The 24,081-nt window shown below is 74.4% G+C and carries 15 protein-coding genes; 10 read left to right on the forward strand and 5 right to left on the reverse strand.

Features of this window, described 5'->3' with window-relative positions; all coding sequences use genetic code 11:
• Positions 1 to 271: 271 nt before the first annotated feature.
• Positions 272 to 451 carry a DUF6104 family protein gene (locus HPT28_RS08920; protein ID WP_219090424.1) on the reverse strand — a complete coding sequence of 60 codons (180 nt, stop codon included), beginning with the start codon at positions 449 to 451 and terminating at the stop codon, positions 272 to 274.
• 137 nt (positions 452 to 588) lie between these two features.
• Between HPT28_RS08920 and HPT28_RS08925 the strand changes: the two genes are divergently transcribed.
• From HPT28_RS08925 to fxsT, 7 genes are all read left to right on the forward strand, one after another.
• Positions 589 to 1,041 carry a CU044_2847 family protein gene (locus HPT28_RS08925; RefSeq protein ID WP_308119138.1) on the forward strand — a complete coding sequence of 151 codons (453 nt, stop codon included), beginning with the start codon at positions 589 to 591 and terminating at the stop codon, positions 1,039 to 1,041.
• Entirely contained in the window at positions 1,038 to 3,083 is a 2,046-nt protein-coding gene (locus HPT28_RS27600) for a trypsin-like peptidase domain-containing protein (RefSeq protein ID WP_219090426.1), read from the forward strand. Before HPT28_RS08925 ends, HPT28_RS27600 begins: the two co-directional genes overlap by 4 nt.
• 109 nt (positions 3,084 to 3,192) lie before the next feature.
• Positions 3,193 to 4,284, forward strand: a complete 1,092-nt coding sequence (locus HPT28_RS08935) for a MoxR family ATPase (protein ID WP_219090427.1) — start codon at positions 3,193 to 3,195, stop codon at positions 4,282 to 4,284.
• Between the two features lie 7 nt (positions 4,285 to 4,291).
• Complete coding sequence (locus tag HPT28_RS08940) at positions 4,292 to 7,441, forward strand: SAV_2336 N-terminal domain-related protein (RefSeq protein WP_219090428.1); 3,150 nt, start codon at positions 4,292 to 4,294, stop codon at positions 7,439 to 7,441.
• 221 nt (positions 7,442 to 7,662) lie between these two features.
• The gene (locus tag HPT28_RS08945) at positions 7,663 to 7,941 is read left to right on the forward strand and encodes a hypothetical protein (RefSeq protein WP_219090429.1); all 279 of its coding nucleotides are present in this window, start codon (positions 7,663 to 7,665) and stop codon (positions 7,939 to 7,941) included.
• A 29-nt stretch (positions 7,942 to 7,970) separates the two neighbouring features.
• A complete protein-coding gene (locus HPT28_RS08950) occupies positions 7,971 to 9,299 on the forward strand; it encodes an HEXXH motif-containing putative peptide modification protein (RefSeq protein ID WP_219090430.1) in 1,329 nt (442 codons plus the stop codon).
• 91 nt (positions 9,300 to 9,390) lie between these two features.
• Positions 9,391 to 12,411 carry an FxSxx-COOH system tetratricopeptide repeat protein gene (gene fxsT / locus HPT28_RS08955; protein WP_219090431.1) on the forward strand — a complete coding sequence of 1,007 codons (3,021 nt, stop codon included), beginning with the start codon at positions 9,391 to 9,393 and terminating at the stop codon, positions 12,409 to 12,411.
• Between the two features lie 119 nt (positions 12,412 to 12,530).
• Here fxsT and HPT28_RS08960 read toward each other — a convergent pair whose 3' ends face one another.
• From HPT28_RS08960 to HPT28_RS08970, 3 genes are all read right to left on the reverse strand, one after another.
• Complete coding sequence (locus tag HPT28_RS08960; protein WP_219090432.1) at positions 12,531 to 16,376, reverse strand: multifunctional oxoglutarate decarboxylase/oxoglutarate dehydrogenase thiamine pyrophosphate-binding subunit/dihydrolipoyllysine-residue succinyltransferase subunit; 3,846 nt, start codon at positions 16,374 to 16,376, stop codon at positions 12,531 to 12,533.
• Positions 16,377 to 16,682: 306 nt separating this feature from the next.
• Entirely contained in the window at positions 16,683 to 17,735 is a 1,053-nt protein-coding gene (locus HPT28_RS08965) for an ATP-binding protein (RefSeq protein WP_257578328.1), read from the reverse strand.
• Between the two features lie 100 nt (positions 17,736 to 17,835).
• Positions 17,836 to 18,600, reverse strand: coding sequence for a response regulator transcription factor (locus tag HPT28_RS08970; RefSeq protein ID WP_219090434.1), 765 nt, complete (start codon positions 18,598 to 18,600; stop codon positions 17,836 to 17,838).
• Between the two features lie 221 nt (positions 18,601 to 18,821).
• On the opposite strand from HPT28_RS08970, the gene HPT28_RS08975 reads away from it, so the two are divergent.
• The 3 genes from HPT28_RS08975 to HPT28_RS08985 all read left to right on the forward strand — a co-directional run bounded on the left by HPT28_RS08975 (position 18,822) and on the right by HPT28_RS08985 (position 22,896).
• Positions 18,822 to 19,652, forward strand: coding sequence for a rhomboid-like protein (locus HPT28_RS08975; RefSeq protein ID WP_257578287.1), 831 nt, complete (start codon positions 18,822 to 18,824; stop codon positions 19,650 to 19,652).
• A gap of 199 nt (positions 19,653 to 19,851) precedes the next feature.
• Complete coding sequence (lon, locus tag HPT28_RS08980) at positions 19,852 to 22,275, forward strand: endopeptidase La (RefSeq protein ID WP_219090435.1); 2,424 nt, start codon at positions 19,852 to 19,854, stop codon at positions 22,273 to 22,275.
• Positions 22,276 to 22,440: 165 nt separating this feature from the next.
• Positions 22,441 to 22,896 (forward strand): MarR family winged helix-turn-helix transcriptional regulator, encoded by a 456-nt coding sequence (locus tag HPT28_RS08985; RefSeq protein ID WP_219090436.1) that lies wholly within the window; start codon positions 22,441 to 22,443, stop codon positions 22,894 to 22,896.
• 24 nt (positions 22,897 to 22,920) lie between these two features.
• Here the strand turns inward: HPT28_RS08985 and HPT28_RS08990 are convergent, their stop codons facing one another.
• Positions 22,921 to 23,718 carry a hypothetical protein gene (locus HPT28_RS08990; RefSeq protein ID WP_219090437.1) on the reverse strand — a complete coding sequence of 266 codons (798 nt, stop codon included), beginning with the start codon at positions 23,716 to 23,718 and terminating at the stop codon, positions 22,921 to 22,923.
• Positions 23,719 to 24,081: the final 363 nt, after the last annotated feature.

Consider the following 24,081-nt stretch of genomic DNA (forward strand, 5'->3'; position numbering starts at 1 on the left):
GGTCCGACTCGCTGGCCACGGCGCCTCCTCGGTCCGGTGGTGGACATCAGACATCACGCAATATATCGCGTCGCGCCATTCACGATACATCGCGTCCTTGTGGCGTCAAGTTCCCCCGGAACCGGGCATCCGGCAAGAAACGGACATGCCGCGGGCCTCGGAGCAGTGCTCCGAGGCCCGGATGAGGGGAGCCGCCCGGCGGGCGGTCGCGGGCGCCGGGCGGCCGGGTCCTGTGGCGGCCCGCCCCCGGTGCGTCGTCAGCTCGCGCCCGTCACTCGTCGTCCTCGTCGTCCAGCCGGGCGAGCCAGGTGGCCAGCCGCTCCACGGGGACCTCGAAGTCGGGGTTGAGGTCGACGAACGTGCGCAGCAGCTCGGCCAGCTCGCCGAGGGTGATCTCCTCCTCGCCGCGCCGGTTCTCCAGCTCCTCGATGCCGCGGTCGGTGAAATACAACGTGCTCTCCGTCGCCGATGGGATCTACCTCCGCAGGATATGCCGGGCCCGGCCGGGCCCCTCGCGCCCGCTGGGTGGCGCCGATAACCTGCGAACCGACCGGGGTCGACGAGTGGGGGAGACGGGGGTGTCGGGTCGTGAGTGACGGCATTACGCAACTGCGCCTGGACGACGGGACGGTGGTGTGGGCGCGCGTCAGCGAGGCACAGGAGCTGCGCCCGGGCGGCGGATACCAGGACTCGGCCCTGAGCGGCCGGGTCACCGAGCTGGCCTCGGGCCTGGCCGACACCGTGCGGGGTGTCGTCCGCTCCGTGCGCATGGGCATGGCCGCGGCGGCGCCGGACGAGGTGACCGTCGAGTTCGGGCTGGAACTCGCGGCCCAGGAGGGGAAGCTGGTCAGCCTGCTGGCCAACGCCCAGGGGACGGCGTCGATCAACGTCACCCTCACCTGGACGGAGCGCGGTGGCGGGCGCGGTCGCGCCCGGGAGGCCGAGGCCGCCCCCGAGGCGGCCGGGGCAGCGGAGGAGCCGCGGAGCGCGCCCTCCGTGCCTCCCGCGCCCCGATCCGCCGCCACCCCCTCGACCCCGTGAGCGCCCTCGACGCACTCGTGCGCGGTGCGGTCGCGCGCATTTCCGCGCCCGGCGAGGGGTATGACGCGCCCAGCGACACCTTCTGGGGGAGCGGCTTCTTCGTCGCGCCCACGTACTTGCTGACCTGCGCGCATGTTCTGGATCAAGGAGGTGGCGAGGTGTGGACCAGGCCGGAGGCCGTCGGCGTGACGTGGGCCGGCGGCCGGGCCGTCGGCACCGTGCGCCTCGCGCTGCCGGTGCCGGAGCCGGGCGGCGGCCGTACGTTACGCGGCTGGCCCGCGCCCGACCTCGCCCTCGTGGAGGTGCCGGAGGCCACCGACGTCGAGTGCGTGTGGCTCAGCGACCGGGCGGCCTTCGAGGGCAGCCGGGTCGCCCTGCACGGCTGGTCGCTGGCCACCGGCACCCGGGCCTACCGCCCGGTGGCCGGAGAGGTCAGCGGGCTGGACGGGCCGCTGCTCCTGCTGCGCGGGGAACGGCCGGTGGCGGGCACCTCCGGCGGCCCGGTGGTGGACACGGTGCGCGGCGAGGTCATCGGCATCTCCAAGGCCCGGGACGAGAGCGATCCGACGGCGGGTGTGGCGGTACCCGTCACCGCCCTGCACGCCCTGCTCGACCTGCCGGACGGCGGGCTGCTGGCGGACGTGCTCGCCGCGCACGACCGCTACCACCTGGGCCGGTTCCGGGCGAACGCCCCCGACCCCTCGTGGACGGACGCGCAGTACGAGCTGTGCGGCGAGCGGCCGCGGCACTTCACCCCGGGGCTGCGCACGCACCTGCTCGGCTGTCTGGCCGCGCTGACCCCGCCCGACACCTCCGGTGAGGTGACCTCGCTGGTGGACGCGGTACGCGTGCGCACGCTCCAGGGCCGCTACCGGCAGGGCGTGGACGAGCCGACGCCCCGCACCTGGCGGGAGGGCGTCGGACTCCTCTACGGCCGGGAAGAGCGGCCCGAGCTGATGGGCATGGTGCGGTACGCGGCGGAGGTCGCGAGCCTCGTGCGCGCCCGCGGCCACACCCGGGACGCGGGCCCCCTCGCGGAGTTGAGCGCGTGGGTGCGGGCCACCGCCGAGCCGCTCATCGACATCCGCCAGGAGGTCCAGGAGATCCTGGACGGCGCCGACCCGGGCACCCCCAAACACCGCTCCCGGCCGCGGGCCGCCGTCCGGGTGGTCATCCATCCGCGCAGCTACGGCGACCGCTACCCGTGGGAGGTCAAGCTCGTCTTCGACCCCCTGGGCGCCGACGATCCGAGCGGCGTCACCGGTTTCGACGGTGACGACACCGGGCACCGCCGCGGCGAGCTGCGGGAGGCGCTGCGGGGGGCGCTGGCCGCCGCGCTGAACCAGTGCGACGTGGGCGGCCAGTTGGCGGCCGTCGAGTTCGTGGTCCCGCGTGACCTGTTCGATCTCCCCTTCGACTCCTGGGAACTGGCCCCGCGCCGCACGCCCGAGGGGGCGACGAATCCGCACGGGCTGCCGCTCGGGCAGCGGCGGGTGGTCGCCGTCCGGGACCTGCTGCGCACGGTCGTCGAGCCCACCCAGGAGTGGCGGCGGCGCTGGGCGGCCGCGCAGAGCGGGCCACTGGCGGCGGTCCCGCTGCGTTCGGGGGTCGAGGTGTGCGGGCACGACGGCGGGCCCCGCGGCGAGCGCTGGGGCGCCGTCTACGACCGGCTCTCCAGCGCCCCGCCGGGGAGCGTGCCGGTCTACTGCGGCGGTGTCGGTGACGGGGACGGCGCGGAGGCGATGGACGCGGCGCTGACCGCGGGCCACCCGGTGGTGATCTGGCGCTCGCAGGCCGGCGGGCACACGGATTGCGCCGAGTTCCACCGTCAGGCCGAGGACTTCGTGGCCGAGGTCCGTACCGCCGAGGGCCTGCACGGCCCGCTGCGCAGCCTGCGCATCCGCACCTGCGATCCCGACGGGAGCGACCCGGACACCGCCTGGGGCCGCTCGATCGCCCTGCTCTACGACCCGCCGGAGCCGGACGCGGGTGCCGTCGGCTCCGTCCACGAGCCGTATCCGACCCCGGAGGAGCCCTGGTGAACTCCTGGCCGAGAACGCGTCAAGTGCCGTGCTTCGGACGGCCGGAGGTCTCCGCAGGCCGGGCCGTGCGGAGTACCGTCGAGCAACGAGCCCGTGAGGAGGCCGTGTCGTGAACGACTGGCGCATCTACCGCGGAGCGGGGCTCCCGCACGACGGTATCCGGCGGCTGCCGCCCCCGCCGCCGTGGCGGGACTTCGCCGCCGCGGGCCCGGACGGGGACGCCGGGCCGGATCCCGAGGCGGGCCCGCTCACCGGAGGACCCGACCGTCCAGGAGAGGTGGAGGCGGCCGAGGCCGCCGTGGCCGAGGCGGACCCGAGCGCGGCGCGTCGGCTGGGCGTGCGCCGGCGCCTCGTGGAGAACCACCACCCGCGGCCGGAGGAGGTGGAGGCGGTCAACGCCGCCCTCTACCTGCGGCGGCCGCTGATCGTGACGGGCAACCCGGGCACGGGCAAATCGACCCTGGCCCACGCCGTGGCCTACGAGCTGGGCCTCGGCCGGGTGCTGCGCTGGCCGATCGTCAGCCGGACGACCCTGCAGGACGGGCTGTACCGCTATGACGCGATCGGCCGGCTCCAGGACGTCCAGCTGGAGCGCGCGGCGGGCGGCGGGGAGGCGACGACGCCCCGGCCGATCGGTTCCTATGTGCGGCTCGGCCCGCTGGGCACCGCTCTGCTGCCCGCCTCCCGCCCCCGGGTGCTACTCGTGGACGAACTGGACAAAAGCGACCTCGACCTCCCCAACGACCTGCTCAACGCTCTGGAGGAGGGCGAGTTCACGATCCCCGAGCTGGAGCGGGTGGCGGACCGCGAGCCGACGGCCCAGGTGCTGACGGACGACGGCCGCCGGGTGGAGGTGACGGGCGGGCGGGTCCGGTGCACGACGTTCCCGTTCATCGTCCTCACCTCCAACGGCGAGCGGGACTTCCCGCCCGCCCTGCTGCGCCGGTGCATCCAGCTGGAGCTCGAACCGCCGGGGGAGGAACAGCTCGCCGCGATGGTGGCGGCCCATCTGGGCGCGGACGCCGTCACGGCGGGGGAGGACCTCATCGCCCGCTTCCTCAGCCGCGACCCGGGCTCCGTCATCGCCGCCGACCAACTGCTCAACGCCCTCTACCTCACGCAGCACACCCCGCAGGCCGAGCGGGTGACCAGGGACCGACTCGCCGAGATCCTGATGCAGCCGCTCGACCGGCCGCGGTGAGGCCGCGATGACGGAGGAGGGACGGCTGCGGCACGTCTTCACCCGGCTGCGGGCGGCCGGACTCGACCCGAGTGCCGAGGACGTCGCCGACGCCCTGTGGCTCGCCCGGGCCACGGCCCCGGAGTGGCCCGGCGGCGCGGAACCCCGCTCCGGGGGCGCTGACTCCGCCCCGGCCGGGCGCCCTGACGACGGGGACGCCCGGCCGGGCGCCGTCGGCGAACCGGCGCCGCCCCCGGCTTCGCCGTCCCGCACGCCCCGGCCGGGGCACGGGCCCTCTCCGCCCGTCTCGCTGTTCACGCCGGCACCCGAGGCGGAGGGAGTGGACGGTGAGGGGCAGGCGGCCTTCCCCGTCCGGGTACCGGTGGCCGCCGCGCTGCCCGGGCTCCTCGGCCTGCAGCGCGCCCTGCGCCCCCTGCGCGGCTACCGGCCCCGGACGGCCAGCGGCCGCTATGGTCTCGACGAGGAGGCCACCGCCGACCTCAGCGCGCGGGCCGGAGTCCTGCGGCCCGTGTTCCGCCCGGTCGAACGCTGGGGAACCGACATGCAGCTCCTGCTGGACACCTCACCCTCGATGGTGGTGTGGGAGCGGATGTTCGAGGAGTTACGGCAGGTCTGCGAGCAGATCGGCGTCTTCCGCGACGTGCAGGCGCACTACCTGCACCGCGCCGAGGACGGCAGCGCGGTGATCGGCACCACGGCCGGCGGCGGGGGCGTGCCCCGGCTGCGGTCCTCCGGGCAGTTCCGCGATCCGACGGGGCGCCGGCTGACCCTCGTCGTGAGCGACTGCGTGGGGCCGCTGTGGCGCTCCGGCGCGGCTCAGCGCATGCTGCACGCGTGGGCCGAGGCCTCGCCCGTCGCCGTCGTCCAGCCGCTGCCGCCCCGGTTGTGGTCGCGTACCGCCCTCCCCGCCGTCCACGGCCGGCTGCTGCGCAGACCCGCGGGCGGTCCGCTGACCTTCCAACCCGACGGCTACGGCCCCGGCGCACGCCCGGCCCCGGGAGCGCGACCGGTTCCGGTACTGCTGCCCACGGTCGACGCGTTGGGCGCCTGGGCCCGGCTGCTGTCCGGGACGGGCGACGTCTCCGCGCGGGGCGCCGCCGCCTGGTTGCGCGCCGACCACCCGCCCGCGCCGGCGCCCGGCCCGCGCCGCCAGGCCGCCCGCAGCCCGGAGGAGGCACTGCGCGCGTTCACCGCCGCGGCCTCGCCCGGCGCACGCCGGCTGGCCACCCATCTCGCCGCGGCCCCGACCACGCTTCCGGTCATGCAGCTCGTCCAGCGGGCCCTGCTGCCGGACACCGGCCCGATGGAGCTGGCCGAGGTGCTGCTCGGCGGCCTGCTGTGGCAGGTGCCGGGCCAGACCGAGGGCCCGGCCCACGGCATCGGCGCGGGGCCGCACTACCGCTTCGCCCACGGGGTGCGGGAGATGCTGCTGGAGTCGCTGGGCCAGGACGCGGCGGCCAACGTGCTGGGGCACTGCTCGCGGCTGGTGGCCCGGCACTTCGGCAAGGGCGCCCGTAACTTCCCGGCCCTCGCGGTCGCCCGGCTCACGGACGCCTCACCCGGTCCGCGAGCCGAGCCGACGCCGTCGGCCCCGGACGAGCGTGCGCGGGCCGAGGGGCGGGCGGCCCCGCTCCCGCCCGCCGAGGAGGAGGACGACGGCGGGGTCACCTCGCAGACCTCCCTGTTCGCCGAGGTGCCCGCCCGCGTCGTGCGCTGGTTCCAGCCCGCCCCCTCCAGCGAGGACGGGGCCGGGCCCCTGGGCAAGGCCGAGGCGCTGCTGCGCGAGTGGCGGCAGCAGCGCGACCCGGCCCTGCTCGCCCAGGCCAGGCACTACGCCGAGGACGCCCTGCTCGGGCAGGAGACGGATACGGGGGAGGACGCCGACGGCGTGCGGGCGCTGCTGGCCCTCGGCAGGGTGCTGCTGGCCCAGTCGGGCACCCCGGCCGTCCGGCGGGACGGGTCGGCCCGCCGCGAAGTGCTCAGCCGGGCCCAGACGTATCTGACGGAGGCCCTGCGCCGGGCGGAGCCCGGGCACCCCTGGCGGGCTCAGGCGGCGTTGGAGCTGGCCGCCGTCCACTACGGCACCTGGCACGCGGCCGGTGAGGCCGAGCAGCTCGCCGCGGCGGAGCGGGTGCTGCGGGGGCTGGACGCGGCGTCCCTCCCGCCCGAGGAGCGGCGCACCCGGCATCTGCGGCTCGGCCGGGTGCTGCTGGCCCGTGCCGAGGCCGAGCCCGCGCCCCGGCTGCGGGCGGGGCTGGCGGCCGAGTCCGTGCGGGAACTGCGGGCGGCCTGCGAGCAGTCGGAGGCGGCGGACGTGCCGGACGACCTGCGGGTGGGAGCGCTGCTGGACTTCGCAGCGGCGCTACGGCTGCACGGCCGCACCGAGGAGGCCCTGGAGACCGTGCGCCGGGCGCAGGAGCTGACGGCACAGGCCCCGGCGCTGGGGGAGCGGGCCCAGCTCGTGCGCGCCCGCACGCTGGCCGACGCCGGGCGGGCCGAGGAGACCGACGCGGCCTACGCGCAGGCCGCCAACGCGGCCCCCCGCGACAGCATGCGCCGGTGCGAGATCCTCGCGGAGTGGGGCGCGCGGCTGCTCGACCGGGCCTCCGCCCCCGCCGCGAGCGACGCCACCGTGGCCCGGGCCGAGGGAGTGCTGCGGGAGGCGTTCGCCACCGTCCCCGGCCGCGCCCCGCTCTTCTCCCGGCTGCAACTCGCCCTGGCCCGGGCGCTGCTCGTACGCCACCGACGGGGTGGCTTCCCACCCGACCGCTACGAGGCCGTACACCTGCTCCAGGGCGCCGCGTGGCGCGGTGCCGACGCGGAGCTGCGCGCCGACGCCTGGCTGGAGCTGGGCCGGGTGCTGGCGGCCGAACTCCCGGGGGGCGGGGGCCGGGACGCGGGGGAGGCGGGAGCCGCCTTCCGGGCCGCACTCCGTGAGGCGCGCGCCGCGGCCCGGGGCGCCCCGTCCGTCGCGGTGGCCCGCGTCCTGCACGCCCAGGGCGCGTTGCTGGCCGCCGAGGGGCACGCGGATGCGGCCCGGGAGGCCTTCCAGGAGGCGTCGGCGGAGTGGCGGCGGCTGGTCGCGCACCTGGAGCCGGTGCCGTGGGACGAGGTGGACGAGACACGACGGCGCCTCGCGCCCCCGCCCGGCCGCTGAGCCGGGGCCGCCCGGGCCGTGCACCGTCCCGCGTCGTGCGGCGGCGCCGCGCACCGTGCCGTGCCGGCCGCCCTGCGCGGCCGACGCGGACCTTCCGGGCGCAGAACGCCTGGCGACGGCCGAAGCACAGCGGGGCGGGTTTCCCCCGCCGGGCCTGCGGGAAGAACCGTCCAGCCGTTCGGGCGGCGTACGGCAGAAGTCGGCGGGGAGGAGAGCCCAGGGTGTCCACCGACGAGCAGACGGTGCCGCCGGGCCCCGGGGCCGACGTCTGTCCCCTCCCCGACCTCGGCGAAGTCCCGTTGGCCACGCTGGCCGATCACGCGGACCCCCGGCTGGCGGCGCGCGTCGAGGCGCTCCTGCGCCACCCGGAGGCCCTCGACGAGACCTGGGCCGGAACAACGGACTCGGAGCCGCTGCCCAGCCCGACCGGCGGTTTCCGGTCAAATCCGTTACCCGGCCCGCCGCGGGGGGACGACGCTCGCGGGGCACGTGAGACGTGACGGCGTACCCGGTCGGCACGGTGGACACCGTGGGCGGAACGCGTGTGCCCGCCGCCGCGCTCTCCCGCATGGCGGCCACCCGGCTCGTCCGCGGCGATCTCGCCCTGCTGCGCCGAGCCCAGGAGGACCGCGCCCTGGTCCTCCTCAAGGCCGTGCACACCCGGCTGAGGCGCTGTCCCGAGGCTGTCGGCGCCGAGGTCCACCGCGCCTTCGCGGCGCACTGGGCGCTCCTGGCCCGGGCCGAGGCCGGGCGGCCCGCCGCCGCCCGCTTCGCACTGGGCTACCCGGCCGTGGGGGCCCGGCTGGTGGCGGCGGTCCGGGCCGCCGAAGGTGCCGAGCTGGAGCGGGCGCTCGCCGCGTTCGGCGCCGCCGCGGTGGCCGTCGCCCTGCACACCGGCACCGCGTGCACGGCCGACCTGACCGCCCCCGAGGGCACGCTGGCCCTGCCCGGGGTTGGGGTCCTGCGGACCTCCGCCCCGTGGGTCCGGGTGAGCGTGCGTGCGGGCGCGGCGTGGGTGCGGCCGTTGGGGTACCCCCGGGCCGGGGCGGCGGTGCTGCGGCTTCCCGGAGCCCGGGCCCGGGTCCGGTGGACGGGGGTGGGCCCGGGGTGGCGGCAGCCCGCCCGGCTGCCCGGCTCGGCGGCCCGGCTGGAGGACGTCGATCCCTTCCGCGTCCCGCCCGGCGGGGTGGGCCTGCCCGGGCTGGAGCCGAGGCCGGCCGCCGAGCGCAACGAGGCGGCGGCGTTTCCCTGGGCGGCGCGCTGGAGCCGTGCGCTGGCCCTGCTGCTGACGGCCGACCCCGCCCGGGCGGCCGAGACCAGGGCGCTGGTCCGGGCGGTCGTGCCGCTGGGCGCGGCGCCGTCGGGCGGCGGCCGGGGCCGGGTGAGCGCGACGACGCGGGCCGTGCCGGGCGCCCTGCTGACCACGTGGCCGGGTTCCCCCGTGGAGCTGGCCGCCGTCCTCGTCCACGAGACCCACCACACCAAACTGGACCTCGTGCACGAGCTGGCGCCCCTGCACGGGCCCGGTCCCGAGGAGCCGGAGGGCGTGGCGGACGGCGCGGCCCACCGGGTGGGGTGGCGGCCCGATCCGCGCCCGGTGCGCGGTGTGCTGCACGGCACGTACGCGCATCTGGCCCTCGCGGACCTGTGGGCCCGGCTGGCCTGTGGCGGGACGGCGCCCGAGCGGTTCCGGAGGGCGGCCGGGGAGCAGCACGAGCAGTGCTGGGAGCAGGTGCGCGAGGCGCTGCCGATCCTCCTCAATTCGCCTGAACTCACCTACGCTGGAAGACAGTTCGCGATAGGCATGAGTGAGTACCACCAGAGTCTGGGGAAACGGGTCCGACCGCGCCGCAGATGACCGGAGAGCGACGCCGCGGTGACATAGAGTGCTGCTCTCTCGCGTCGGTCGGCGGGGCGACGCGGTTCTACGCAACGAGGGAGACGTGCGCATGGCCGCACAGCGGCATTCGGCAGGCAGCGGGGCGACCGAGCACCGCAGCGAACATTTCGTCATCGCCTTCCCCGGCTACAACCGGCCCTGGGCGTCCTGGATCGCCCGGCGGCTGGAGGCTTACCGCCATACGACCACCCTGCTCCGCTGGGACCCGCCCCGCGACGAGCCGCTGGAGTCGGCGTTCGCCGATCTTCTGCTGTCGGGCAGCCGGGTGATCCTGGTCCTGAGCGACTGGTTCTTCCAGCTCGGACCGCGCCGCGAGGGCGAGTGGAACGAGGTGCTGCGCGGCTATCTGCGCGACAACGCCGACCGGTTCGCCGCCGTCAGTCTCACCAACCGCACCCTGCTCCCGGCCACCACCGTCCTCCAGCCCGTCGATCTGTGGTCCGTCGGCGCGGACGAGGCCGAGTGGCGGCTGCTGACCCGGCTCGGGCTCCCCACGAACGCGCCGGAGCGCACGCTGGGCGGCGGTTCCCGCTACCCCAACGACCCGCCGGTCGTCTGGGGCGAGGTGCCGCTGCGCAACCCTCGTTTCACCGGCCGCGAGGACCTGCTGATGGTGCTTCAGCAGCGGCTGACCGACACCCAGTACGGCATGGCGGCCTGCGCCCTCGTCGGGATGCCCGGCATCGGCAAGACGCAGCTGGCCGCCGAGTACGCGCACCGCTTCACACCGGACTACGACGTCGTGTGGTGGATTCCCTCGGACCTGCGCGGCACGCTGCGCGAGCGGTACGGCGAACTCGCCCCCGAGCTCGGGCTGTCCGTCGGCACCGAGACCGGTGAGCGCATCCGCGTCGTGCGGGAGGCGCTGCGCCGGGGCGATCCCTACGGACGCTGGCTGCTCGTCTTCGACGGCTGGGACGATGTCGAGGGCGCCGACGGGCTCCTCCCGCAGGGCTACAGCGGCCACGCCCTCATCACCTCCCGCAACCGGGACTGGGGCCGCACGGTCGACGTCCTGGAGGTGCCCGGATTCCAGCGGTACGAGTCGGCCGCCTATCTGATGCGCCGCGCCGCGCACGTCACCGTGAGCGATGCCGAACTCGTCGCCGAGGAGCACCGGGACGTCCCCCTGTCGCTGGCCCAGGCCGCGGCACTGCTGGACGAGACCAAGATGCCCGTCTCCGAGTACCTGCGCATGGTGCGGGACACCGTCACCCCCCTGCCGGGCCGGGCGGAGCTGGAGGGTTACTCCGACGCCTCCCTCACCTCCTGGTCGATCATGATCAACCGGCTGCGGGCGGCCCAGCCGCGCGCCGTCGAGCTGCTGACCCTGGCCACCTGCTTCGCCCCGGGACGCATTCCGATCGGTCTCGTCCACGGCATCCCGCAGGGCGACCTCCCCGACCGGCTGTCGTGGATCGCCGAAGACCCGGCGGGCTGGTCCCGTGCTCTGGACGCCCTCGTCAACTACTCGGTCATCACCCGTGACAGCCGCAGCGCGGCGGCCGCCTCCAGCGGCGGGGAGCCCAGCCCCCGGCAGGAGACGATCCACATGCACCGGCTCGTCCACGAGGTGATGGGACGGCTGACGACCGCCGAGGACCGGGAGACCTACCGCAGGGTCGTGCGCAGGCTGCTTGCCGAGGCCGACCCGGGGCAGCCGCTGGAGGCCACCCAGTGGCCCCGGTACGCCGAGCTGCTGCCGCACCTGGAGCCCTCCGGGGCGCTGAGCAGCACCCACCCCCGGGTCCAGGCCACGGTCCTCAACTGCCTCAGCTACTGCCTGCGGGCCGGAGAGTACGTGCTCGGCAGCCAGCTCGCCGAGCGCGTCCGCCAGCGCTGGTCGGAGTTCATGGAGCCCGACGCCCGGCGCATGCTGGAGCTCACCACCCAGCAGGGCAACATCCTGCGCAACATGGGGCACTTCCGCACCGCCTACGAGCTCGACCGCGGCATGCTGGAACGGCTGCGGGCCGCCGAGGAGCCCGACGTGCACTCGCTGCTGACGGCGCGGAACTGCTACGCCCAGGACCTGCACTACCTCGGCCAGTACGAGGAGTCGCTGCAGCTCCAGCGCGAGGTGCTGGAGACGGCCCTGCAGGTGCGCGGCCCGGAGAACTACACCACCCTCACCAACCGCCACAACCTGGCGCTCGCCCTGCGCATGCTCGGCCGCTACACCGAGGCCTACGAGATGGACGTCGAGACGCTGCGGCTGCGCGAGTCCCTGCTGCGCCCCCGGCACGCGGCGACGCTCTTCTCCGGCACCGCCTGCGCCCGTGACCTGCGGCTGATGGGCCGCTACCGGGACGCGCTCGCCCGCCAGGAGCTCGTCGTCCGGCTGCACCTCCAGGTGCTGGGGGCCCAGCACCCGCAGACGCTGGCGGCCCGCGCCAACCTGGTGTTGTGCGAACGGCGGGCCGGCAGCCCGCACCAGGAGGTCGGGCGGGTCATGGCGAGCCTGCTGGAGCAGTACGAGCAGGTCTACGGCGCCGCCCACCACCAGACGGCCGTCTTCCGCACCGACTACGCCAACTACCTGCGCGAGCACGGCGACCTCGACCTCGCCCGGGACTACCTGGAGCAGGCGGCGGCCGTCTTCCGCAACGTCCTGGGGCCCGCCCACCCGATCACCACCGGCATGCTGTCCAACGCGGGGCTCATCCTCCAGGCCGCCGGAGAGCGGGCCGAGGCCATGGCCGTCTTCGAGTCCGCCTACGCCGGGCTGGCCGCCACCCTCGGCGACGACCACCCCTGGGTCCTGGGCTGCGCGCTCAACGCCGCACGCGGCCGCAACTTCAACGACCGGCTGGAGGACGCCGCCGAGCTCAGCCGGGACACCCTGCGCCGCTCGCGGCGGGTCCTGGGGGAGGACCACCCCATGACGCTCTCCGCGCAGACCGGGCTCGCGGCCGACCTGCGCTCGCTGCGCGAGCGGAAGGAGGCCGACAAGCAGGAGGAGGACGCCCTCCTGCGGCTCACCCGCACCCTCGGCCCCCAGCACCCGCACACGCTCTCCGCCCAGCGCCGGGTGCGGCCGTACTGGGACCTGGAGGCCACCATGGGCTGAGTGCCACGCCCTGCCCGGCACGTCCCCACGGGGCGTCCGGGGAAACGGCCCGGGGCCGGGCCTCTCCTGCGAGAGGCCCGGCCCCGGGCGGGTTCCGGCCGCGGCGCGGCGCGGCGGCGTCAGATGTCGAAGACCTCCGACACCAGCTCCGTCTGCTCCTGAGCGTGCCGCTTCGGCGAGCCGACCGCCGGCGAGGAGGACGACGGACGGGAGACCCGGCGCAGCCGGTCCGCGTTGTCCGGCGCCGCGCCGATGATCAGGTCCAGGTGGTCCACCAGGTTCAGCGCGATGAACGGCCACGCACCCTGGTTGGCCGGCTCCTCCTGGGCCCACACGTACTTCTGGGCCTTGGTGAAGGGGGCCAGCGCCTCCTGGATCTCCTTGGCGGGCAGCGGGTAGAGCCGCTCGATGCGGATGAGCGCCGTGTCCGTCGCGCCGCGCTTGCGCCGCTCGGCGTCCAGGTCGTAGTAGACCTTGCCGGAGCAGAAGACGACCTTGCGGATCGCCTCGGCGCTCACCTCGCCGGAGTCGACGAGCGTGTCGCCGATGACCGGGCGGAAGCCGCCGCTGAGGAACTCCTCCGTCTTGGAGGCCGCTGCCTTGAGCCGGAGCATCGACTTCGGGGTGAAGACGACCAGCGGCTTGTGGTGCGGGTTGTGCACCTGCCAGCGCAGCAGGTGGAAGTAGTTCGACGGCAGCGTCGGCATCGCGACGGTCATGCTGTTCTGCGCGCAGAGCTGCAGGAACCGCTCGATGCGGGCCGAGGAGTGGTCCGGCCCCTGGCCCTCGTAGCCGTGCGGCAGCAGCAGGGTGACGCCGGAGGTCTGGCCCCACTTCTGCTCGGCCGAGGAGATGAACTCGTCGACGATCGTCTGGGCGCCGTTGACGAAGTCGCCGAACTGCGCCTCCCACATCACCAGCGCCTCGGGGCGGGCCAGCGAGTAGCCGTACTCGAAGCCCATCGCCGCGAACTCGCTCAGCAGCGAGTCGTAGACGTTGAACCGCGCCTGGTCCTTGCCCAGGTACAGCAGCGGCGTGTAGTCGTCGCCGGTGTTCTGGTCGATGAGCACCGCGTGCCGCTGGCCGAAGGTGCCGCGGCGCGAGTCCTGGCCGGCCAGCCGCACCGGGGTGCCCTCCATCAGCAGCGAGCCGATGGCCAGCGTCTCGCCCATGCCCCAGTCGATCGTGCCGTCCTCGACCATCGCCATGCGGCGCTGGAGCTGCGGCAGCAGCCTCGGGTGGACGGCGATCCGGTCGGGGATGTTGACCTGGGACTCGGCGATCCGCTTGACGACCTCCTCGCTGACGGCGGTGTCCAGCGCGACCGGGAACTCCGGCTTGACCGCCGGGGCCTCGGCGGCCTCGCCCGGCGTCACGGCGGCGGCCTCGCGGACCTCCGTGAACACCTTCTCCAGCTGCCCCTGGAAGTCCTGGAGCGCCTGCTCCGCCTCCTCCATCGTGATGTCGCCCCGGCCGATCAGCGACTCGGTGTACAGCTTGCGCACCGAGCGCTTCTTGTCGATCAGGTTGTACATCCGCGGCTGGGTGAACTGCGGGTTGTCGGTCTCGTTGTGACCGCGGCGGCGGTAGCAGACGAGGTCGATGACGACGTCCTTGTTGAACGCCTGGCGGAACTCGAAGGCGAGCCGGCCGACGCGGACCACGGCCTCCGGGTCGTCCCCGTTGACGTGGAAGATCGGGGCCTCGATCATCCGTGCCACGTCGGTGCAGTACATCGACGAGCGGGCCGCCTCGGGCGCGGCGGTGAAGCCGACCTGGTTGTTGATGACGATGTGCACCGTGCCGCCGGTGCGGTAACCGCGCAGCTGGGACATGTTCAGCGTCTCGGCCACGACGCCCTGGCCGGCGAAGGCCGCGTCGCCGTGGAGCTGGACCGGCAGGACGGTGAAGTCCGTGCCGCCCTTGCCGATGATGTCCTGCTTGGCACGGGCCACGCCCTCGACGACCGGGTCCACGGCCTCCAGGTGGGAGGGGTTCGCGGTGAGCGAGACGTTGATCTTCTCGCCGTCCAGGCCCGTGAACTCGCCCTCGGCGCCGAGGTGGTACTTCACGTCGCCGGAGCCGTGCATCGACTTCGGGTCGAGGTTGCCCTCGAACTCGCGGAAGATCTGCGCGTAGGACTTGCCGACGATGTTGGCCAGCACGTTCAGCCGGCCGCGGTGCGGCATGCCGATGACGACCTCGTCCAGCCGGGACTCGGCGGCGGAGTCGATGACGGCGTCGAGCAGCGGGATGACGGACTCGCCGCCCTCCAGCGAGAACCGCTTCTGGCCGACGTACTTCGTCTGCAGGAACGTCTCGAACGCCTCGGCCGCGTTCAGCCGCCGCAGGATGCGCAGCTGCTCCTCGCGCTCGGGCGAGGTGTGCGGGCGCTCGACCCGGTCCTGGATCCACTTGCGCTGCTTCGGGTCCTGGATGTGCATGTACTCGATGCCGGTGGTGCGGCAGTACGAGTCGCGCAGGACGCCGAGGATGTCGCGCAGCTTGAGCATCGACTTGCCGGCGAAGCCGCCGACGGCGAACTCGCGCTCCAGGTCCCACAGGGTCAGCCCGTGGGAGGCGATGTCCAGGTCGGGGTGCTTGCGCTGCTTGTACTCCAGCGGGTCGGTGTCGGCCATGACGTGGCCGCGCACCCGGTAGGAGTGGATCAGGTCGAAGACGCGGGCGGCCTTGGTGACCTCGTCGTCGTGGGAGACGTCGATGTCCTGGTTCCAGCGCACGGGCTCGTACGGGATGCGCAGGGACTCGAAGATCTCGTCGTAGAAGTCGTTCTGCCCCAGCAGGAGCTGGTGCATCTGGCGCAGGAACTCGCCGGAGGCCGCGCCCTGGATGACCCGGTGGTCGTAGGTCGAGGTGAGCGTCATCACCTTGGAGACGCCCAGCTTGTTCAGGGTGTCCTGGGAGGCGCCCTGGAACTCGGCCGGGTACTCCATCGCGCCGACACCGACGATCAGGCCCTGCCCGGGCATCAGTCGCGGCACGGAGTGCACGGTGCCGATGCCGCCCGGGTTGGTGAGGGAGGCGGTGACGCCGGTGAAGTCGTCCATCGTCAGCTTGCCGTCGCGGGCGCGGCGGACGATGTCCTCGTAGGCCTGCCAGAACTCGAAGAAGGTGAGCGTCTCGGCCCGCTTGATCGCGGCGACGACGAGCTGGCGATCGCCGTTCGGCTTCACCAGGTCGATGGCCAGGCCCAGGTTCACGTGCTCCGGCTTGACCAGCGTGGGCTTGCCGTCCTTCTCGGTGAACGAGTGGTTCATCGAGGGCATCGCCTTCAGCGCCTGCACCATGGCGTAGCCGATGAGGTGCGTGAAGGACACCTTGCCGCCGCGGGCGCGCTTGAGGTGGTTGTTGATGACGATGCGGTTGTCGAAGAGCAGCTTCACCGGGACGGCGCGCACGGACGTGGCCGTGGGCAGCTCCAGCGAGGCGTTCATGTTCTTCGCGACGGCGGCGCCGGGCCCGCGCAGCGTGACGTACTCGGGCCCCGTGCTCTCCTCGGTGGGAGCCGGCTTGGGCTTCGGCTGCTCCTTCGGGGTGGCGGCCCGCGTCTTCGGGGCCGCCTTCGGCTCCGCCTTCGGGGCGGCCTCGGTGGCCCGGGGGGGCGCGGGTGCGGCCTCCGCCGGCCGTGCCGGGGCCGCGGGGGCCTGGGCCGGGGCGGCCGGGGGCGGAGCCACAGCGGGCTGCACGTCGGCGGCCGGCGCGGGCCGGGCCTGCGTGGGGGCGGCGGCTGCGGGAGTCTGGGGCTCTCCGCTCGTCGTCTTGCCCGGCTTGTAGTCGGCGAAGAAATCCCACCAAGCCCGGTCAACCGAGTGCGGGTCCTGGAGGTACTGCTGGTAGATCTCGTCGACGAGCCACTCGTTGGGACCAAAACCGGTGGCCGGGCTCTTGCTTTGCCCGTCCTGGTCGGTCGAGATGCTCGAGGTGTTCGGGGACTGTGACGACACGGCGGCAACCGCCCTCTTCCGCTTCACATGGTGGTGGACAGCGGAAATAAAGGCTACGCCTCCGATGCGCTTCGGTGCAGTCCGGACCGGCCAGTCGTCGTGTACGTCACATCTCGGCGTGTGTTTCAGGGCACGGTGAGGTGGGAAAGACAATTGATTTTGACCGTTCCGGGTACACGAACCCGGGGCTGTGGCGGGAGACTGCCACAGCCTTTCGAAGGCGTCGCCGGTTCACGCGGACTTCACGCCGTGGACGCCACGGCGCCCGACGGCGGCCCGCCGGCGGACGTCGGCGTCGAGCCTACGTCAACCCCGCACCCGGCCGAGACCCGGAAGGATGACGACCATCCGGCATCCCCGGGACGACTCGGCGACCCTGATCCGGCCCCCGTGCAGATTCACCGCCCACCGGGCGATCGCCAGGCCGAGCCCCGTCCCGCCGTCGCCCGCCTGGGCGCTCGCCGTCCGCCCGAACCGCTCGAAGACCCGCTCCCGGTCCGGCTCGGGGATGCCGGGCCCCTCGTCCTGCACCTCCAGCACCAGGCTCTGCGGCTGCCGCCCCGGGCGGGCCGCGACGCTCACCCGGCCGTGCGGCGGACTGTGCTTGACGGCGTTGTCGATGAGATTGGCCACGACCTGGTGGAGCCGCGCCGTGTCGGCGTGGGCGGTCAGCTCCGGCGGCGAGACGTCCAGGTGCAGGTGCACGTCGGTGCGCGCGTGGCCCTGGCCCTTGCTCATGTTCGCCTCCTTGAGCACGTTGGCCAGATAGGGCCACACCTCGAAGCGGCGGACGTGCAGGGGTACGACGCCGTGGTCCAGCCGGGAGAGGTCGAGCAGCTGCTCCACCAGCCCGCCCAGCCGCTCCGTCTGCCGCAGGGCGGTGCGCATCGTCTCCGGATCGGCCTGCGAGACGCCGTCCACCACGTTCTCCAGCACCGCGCGCAGGGCGGCGATCGGCGTGCGCAGCTCGTGTGAGACGTTGGCCACCAGCTCCTTGCGGTGCCGGTCGGCGGCCTCCAGGTCGGCGGCCATCCGGTTGAACGTCGCCCCCAGCTCGCCCAGCTCGTCCCGGCGGTCGAAGCACACCCGGCGGGCGTAGTCCCCGAGCGCCATGGCCCGGGCGGCGTCCGTCAGCTCGTCCAGCGGGGCGGCCAGCCGCTGGGCCACGAACTGGGTGATCAGCAGCGAGGCGATGACCGCCAGAATGACGATCATGCGCAGCTCGATCGCCACGTTGAGCGCGACGAGGATCAGGAACGTGGTGATCCCCACCGAGGTGCTCACCAGCCAGCCGAGAGCACCCTTGACCGAGCGGAACGGGTCCACGTGGCGCAGGGCCAGCCAGACCCTGGTCCGCAGCGACGGCTCCGCCCGGTCGGCGCGCTCGGCCCGGCGGGCCCGCGCGGCCGGACCCCGCCGTCGCCGCGTGGCCGCCGGCCGGAAGCCGTGCACGCCCGGGTCAGACACCGTCGGCGGCGGGCGCCGGGGACTCCAGGGCGTAGCCCACGCCGTGGACCGTCCTGATGCGTTCGGCACCGATCTTCCGCCGCAGTGCCTTGATGTGCGAGTCGACGGTGCGGGTGCCGGAGGCGTCCGTCCAGTCCCAGACCTCCGCCAGGAGCTGCTCCCGGGACAGGACGGCACGCGGCGAGTTCGCCAGGCACACCAGCAGGTCGAACTCCGTCGGCGTGAGGTGTACGTCCTGACCGGTCACGCGGACCCGGCGCTGGGCGTGGTCGATCTCCAGTTCGCCCAGCCGCAGCGAGCCCGCGGGCGGCACCGAGGCGGCCTGGGCGGCCCGCTCCACGCGGCGCAGCAGCACATGGACGCGCGCCGCCAGCTCCCGCATCGAGAACGGCTTCGTCATGTAGTCGTCGGCGCCCACGCCGAGGCCCACGAGCATGTCCGTCTCGTCGTCCCGCGCGGTCAGCATGAGCACCGGCACCGGTCGTCTGGCCTGGACCCGACGGCACACCTCGAGACCGTCGTAGCCGGGCAGCATGACGTCCAGGACCAGCAGCTCCGGGCTCCAGCTCTCGGCCGCCGCCACCGCGGCCGGCCCGTCGGCCGCGGTCTGCACGGCGAATCCCTCCGCGCGCAGCCGGGCGGCGACCGCCTCCACGATGGTCGGATCGTCCTCGACCACCAGGATGCGGCGCTGCGCTCCGGGCGTGGCCGCCGCTCCCGCACCGGCCTGGCCGTGCCCCGTGTTCGTGTGCTCCATCTGCCCCGCCTGCCTGTGCCCTACCGAGGTGTGTGGCAGAAGCGTACGGGTGCCGCGCCGCACCGGGCCATGCCGGGCCCACCCGCCCGGTTTCCGGCCATGACATGCGCTCACGGCCGGTTGACAGGTGTGGCGCCGACCACTGACATTGACCGAGGACCGGGACGTGGGCGGGCCCGGCCCGCTTGAGCACGTGCCCGCACAGGGAAGGAGCCCGGTCGATGCGGACCACAGTACGGGCGGCGTCACGCGTCCGGGCCGCGGCCGGCGAGGGTGCCCCCGCCCCGCAGCCCCCCTCGGCCGGGCGGGCGGGCCGCCCCGCGGGCGCCTCCGGCACCTCCGCCCCGTCCGGCGCGGACGGGGCGGGCAGCCCGCCGAGGCCGCCGCACCTGCCCCCACACCGCCACCTGGCCCGGCTCCTGCCGGACCCCAAGGGCACCCCGTTCACGTTCTGCTACCTGCTGCTCCTGATCGGGACGACGCTGCTCACGGAGTTCGGCGACCCGGAGGTCGTCGGCCGCTGGCTGGCCGGCTCCAGCACCGACGTCGAGCACCTGGCCAAGGAGCCGCTGTTCGTGCTCTTCGCCAGCGCGCTGTTCTACAACGGGCCGCTGCTGGCTCCGATCGCCTTCGGCTTCGTCTTCGCCCTGACGGGGCTGGAGCGCCGCGTCGGCGGCTGGCGGACGGCGGCCGTCTTCATCGCCGGGCACGTCCTGGCCACGCTGGCCACCCAGCTCACCGTCGCGGCGGCCGTCGCGCTCGACCACCTGCCGCGCTCCTCCCTCACCCGGCTGGACTACGGCATCAGCTGCGGTGTCCTGGCCTGCGCGGGCGCCCTCGCGGGCGTGCTCTACGTCACCTGGCTGCGCTGGCTGCTGCTGGCCGGGCTCACCACCGTCGTCATCGCCGACCTCGTCACCCTGACGGACCCGGTCACCGACTGGAGCCATCTGCTGGCGCTCCTGACCGGCATCGCCCTGTGGCCCCTCCTGCGCCGCTACCAGCGCCTGGGCTCGGCCGCGCGCCTGTCCGGTGGTGGCTCGGCCGCGTAAGGGGCGCCTCCTGCGCTGTGGGCTGCGCTCGCCAGCCCTGCGCCGCAGCGCCAGACCTCCCCAGCGAGCTCGGATTCCCACCCTCCACGTCCGCTCCTGGCGAACGGCGTCCGGGACGGGGAACACCCCGAGCGCCCGCGGCATTGACATCGGCACACGTGAGCCGTCCAGGCTCAACTTGTCTGCCGAGGGAAAGGTCATGGCTGTGTCACAGGAGACCCTCACCCTGCCCGTGGTGCCGCTCGACGACGACGTGGTCCTGCCTGGCATGGTCGTCCCGCTGGACCTGACGGAGTCCGAGGTCCGCGCGGCCGTCGAGGCCGCCCGGTCGGCCGCGCCGGCGGGGGAGAAGCCCCGCGTGCTGCTGGTCCCGCGGGTGGACGGGAAGTACGCGGCGGTCGGCGTCCTCGGCCGTGTCGAACAGGTCGGACGGCTCGCCGACGGTGACCCCGGCGCCCTCATCCGCGGCCTGCGCCGCGTCCGCATCGGTGCCGGCACCAGCGGCCCCGGCGCCGCCCTGTGGGTGGACGGCACCCGGATCGACGAGCACGTGCCGGACCCGCTGCCGGGCGCCGTCGCGGAGCTGGCCGAGAAGTACAAGGCGCTCACCACCTCCTGGCTGCGCAAGCGCGGCGCCTGGCAGGTCGTGGACCGGGTGCAGCAGATCGAGGACGTCGCCGCCCTCGCCGACAACGCCGGCTACTCGCCGTTCCTCAGCGTCGAGCAGCGCGTCGAGCTGCTGGAGACCACGGACCCGGCGGCCCGGCTGAAGCTCGCCGTCACCTGGCTGAGCGAGCACCTCGCCGAGGAGGAGGTCGCCGAGTCCATCGCCAAGGACGTGCAGGACGGCGTGGACCGCCAGCAGCGGGAGTTCCTCCTGCGGCGTCAGCTGGAGGCCGTCCGCAAGGAGCTGGCCGGGCTCACCGGGGACGACGAGGACCCGGGCGAGGACTACCGTGCCCGCATCGAGGCCGCGGACCTCCCCGAGGAGGTGCGCAAGGCCGCTCTGAAGGAGGCCGACCGGCTGGAGCGCGCCTCGGACCAGAGCCCGGAGGGCGGCTGGATCCGCACCTGGCTGGACACCGTCCTCGAACTGCCCTGGAGCGAGCGCACCGAGGACGCCTACGACATCCCCGGAGCCCGGGCCGTGCTCGACGCCGACCACGCCGGGCTGGACGACGTCAAGGAGCGCATCACCGAGTACCTGGCCGTCCGCAAGCGCCGCGCCGAGCGGGGCGGGAACGACGACGCGGAACGCGCCGCCTCCCCTCGGCACTCCGGCGGAGCCGTGCTCGCGCTCGTCGGCCCGCCGGGGGTCGGCAAGACCTCGCTGGGGGCCTCGGTCGCCCGGGCCATGGGCCGCAGCTTCGTCCGCGTCGCCCTCGGCGGGGTCCGGGACGAGGCGGAGATCCGCGGCCACCGGCGCACCTACGTCGGCGCCCTGCCCGGCCGCATCGTGCGGGCCGTCAAGGAGGCCGGCACGATGAACCCCGTCGTGCTGCTCGACGAGGTCGACAAGCTCGGCTCCGACTTCCGCGGCGACCCCGCGGCCGCCCTCCTGGAAGTGCTCGACCCGGCACAGAACCACACCTTCCGCGATCACTACCTGGAGGTCGAACTCGACCTGAGCGACGTCGTCTTCCTCGCGACGGCCAACGTCCTGGAGGCCATCCCGCAGCCCCTGCTGGACCGGATGGACCTCGTCCGCCTGGACGGTTACACGGAGGAGGAGAAGGTCACCATCGCCCGCGACCACCTGCTGCCCCGCCAGCTCGGCCTGGCCGGGCTGGACGCCGACGAGGTGACCGTCACCGAGGAGGCACTGCGACGGCTCGCCGGCGAGTACACGCGGGAGGCCGGCGTCCGCTCCCTGGAGCGTCACCTCGCCCGGCTGCTGCGCAAGGTCGTGGCGCGCGGCGAGCTGGGGGAGCAGCACCTGCCCGCCACGGTGGGGCCCGGGGAGCTGCGGGAGCTGCTCGGCCGCCCGCACCACACCCCCGAGTCCGCCCAGGACCCGGAGCGCCGCCGCACCGCCGTGCCGGGCGTGGCGACCGGGCTCGCCGTCACCGGGACCGGAGGCGACGTCCTCTACATCGAGGCCTCGCTCGCCGACCCGGAGACGGGCGGCGCCGGGCTCACGCTGACCGGCCAGCTCGGGGACGTCATGAAGGAGTCCGGGCAGCTGGCCCTGTCCTACCTCCGCTCGCGGGGCGCCGAACTGGAGCTGCCCGTCGGGGATCTGAAGGAGCGCGGCGTCCATCTGCACGTCCCGGCCGGGGCCGTGCCCAAGGACGGGCCGAGCGCGGGCATCACCATGATCACCGCCCTCGCCTCGCTGCTCGGCGGCCGCCAGGTGCGTCCCGACGTGGCGATGACCGGCGAGGTCTCGCTGACCGGCCGGGTCCTGCCCATCGGGGGCGTCAAGCAGAAGCTGCTCGCGGCACACCGGGCCGGGATCACCGAGGTGATCATTCCGCGGCGCAACGAGCCGGACCTGGACGACGTCCCCGAGGACGTCCTCGCCGGGCTCACCATCCACCCCGTCTCGGACGTGCGCCGGGTGCTGGAGCTGGCGTTGACGCCGGCGACGTCCGACGGACACCGCGTCCCGCTGGCGGCGTGACCCTCGCGCCCCGGTGCCCACGTCCTCCCGCGGGGCGCGGGCCCCGGGGAGCGGCCCGGCACGACGGCGGAGCCGTCCGTGAAACCCTGCGTAATACTGGCGTGACGGCCGAGAAGACCGGGACGCGAGAAGCCCGAGCCCGGACGCCGGGAAGGAGAAGCCGACATGAGCCACGGGTCCGCCCCCGAGGTGCTCGACCTCGAACGCGAGCTGTCGGTCCTGCTCCGGCGGGCCCGCGCGTCCTCGGGTGAGATGGCCCGTGCGGTCCACCCGGACCTGGAGCCGTCCGCCTACGGGATCATGCTGCGCCTGGACGAGGCCGGGGCGCTGCGCGCCACCGAACTGGCCGGCTACTTCGGCGTCGGCAAGGGCACGATGAGCCGTCAGCTCAGCGCGCTGGAGGCACTCGGCCTGCTCGTGCGCACCCCCGACCCCGCCGACGGCCGGGCCTTTCTCGTCGATCTCACGACCGAGGGCCGGGAACGCTTCGCCCGCGTGCGGCAGGCCCGGCGCGAGCGCTATCTGCGCAAGCTCGCGGACTGGGAACGCTCGGACATCGCCGAGCTGGCCCGCCTCCTCCACCGCCTCAACACCCCGGAGGACGCCGAGAGCCAGTCCTGAGCGCCGGGTGGAGCCCCGGCCCCTTCAGAACACGACGAGGGCGGCGGTCGCGTCGTCCCGCGCCTTGCCCCGGGGGTGGGTGACGCCGTCCGGGTCGGCCGCCTCGGCCGCCCGCACCTGGGAGACCACCGCCTCCGGGCCGTGCTCGCGCAGCGCGGTGCTCAGCGCCGTCCAGTCGCCGAGGGCGAAGGTCTCGGTCCAGCGGGCGGCGCCGTCCGTCAGGGCGGCCAGCGAGCGGAGCCGGGCACGCGGCGTCGTCCCGGTGACGGCCCGTTCGGCGACGGCCGGGTCGGCGGCGGCGGTGAAGAATCCGTCGGCCACGTTGCGCAGCGCCTCGATCCGGGCGGCCCGCCCGCCCGGCGGCGCGGTGCGGGCCAGGGCACGCACCCGGTCCAGCCGGTCGTCCAGGACGGGCGCCACCGTCCCGTCGGCGGACTCGAGCAGCAGCACGGAGTCGGAGAGGACCAGATGCTCGACGACGTCCCCGTCCCACCGCACGACGATCACCGTCGCCTGGGGGGTGCGCCTGTGAGAAAGGTCACAGGTTGAACGGTGCTCGGAGGAGGTACGCAGCACTGCCGCGGCCAGGCACTGGGCCAGCGTCATATCCCGGCGCGAAGCGGACAGTTCCAGCAAACCACCGCCCAGCCGCGCCGTGTACCACGGGACGCCGTGGCGGCAGCCGTCGGGACCGTCGGGCGGCGTCACCCCGTCCAGGACGACGACGGCGCCGCCGAGGCCGTCCCCCGGCAGGATCGCCGAAACGAGGTCCTCGTTGGGGACTTCACCGCTTCCCGGCCGGGTGGTCATCTCCACGCGCATGGTGCCAGTGTGCCCAAGCCACGCCCGGTGGCGGTGCCGTGGCGCCGGAGGGATGCCGACATCGCCCTCGCGTGGGGTGCCGCCAGGTCCATACCACGTCGGGGGCTCGCTGTTCGTGGGTCTTTCCGCCTGGATCTCCCGGAATCAAGCGGTCCGTGAAACTGCGGGTGCGCATCCTGTCACGCCCCGGCACAGGTTCCAAGCCCCAAAGTCCCGCCCGCCACCCGGTCGGAGGCGCTCGGAGTTGTTCCACGTCACATCGGTGAGGTTCACTTTTTCGAGTGGCCGGGAAGACGAAGTCCCACCCGCGTCCGAAGGACCCATGCAGGGTCAGATGCCGTCATGCGGTGTGGCGTTGCCCTG

The organism is Streptomyces sp. JJ38 (assembly GCF_019303475.1).
Lineage (GTDB): Bacteria > Actinomycetota > Actinomycetes > Streptomycetales > Streptomycetaceae > Streptomyces.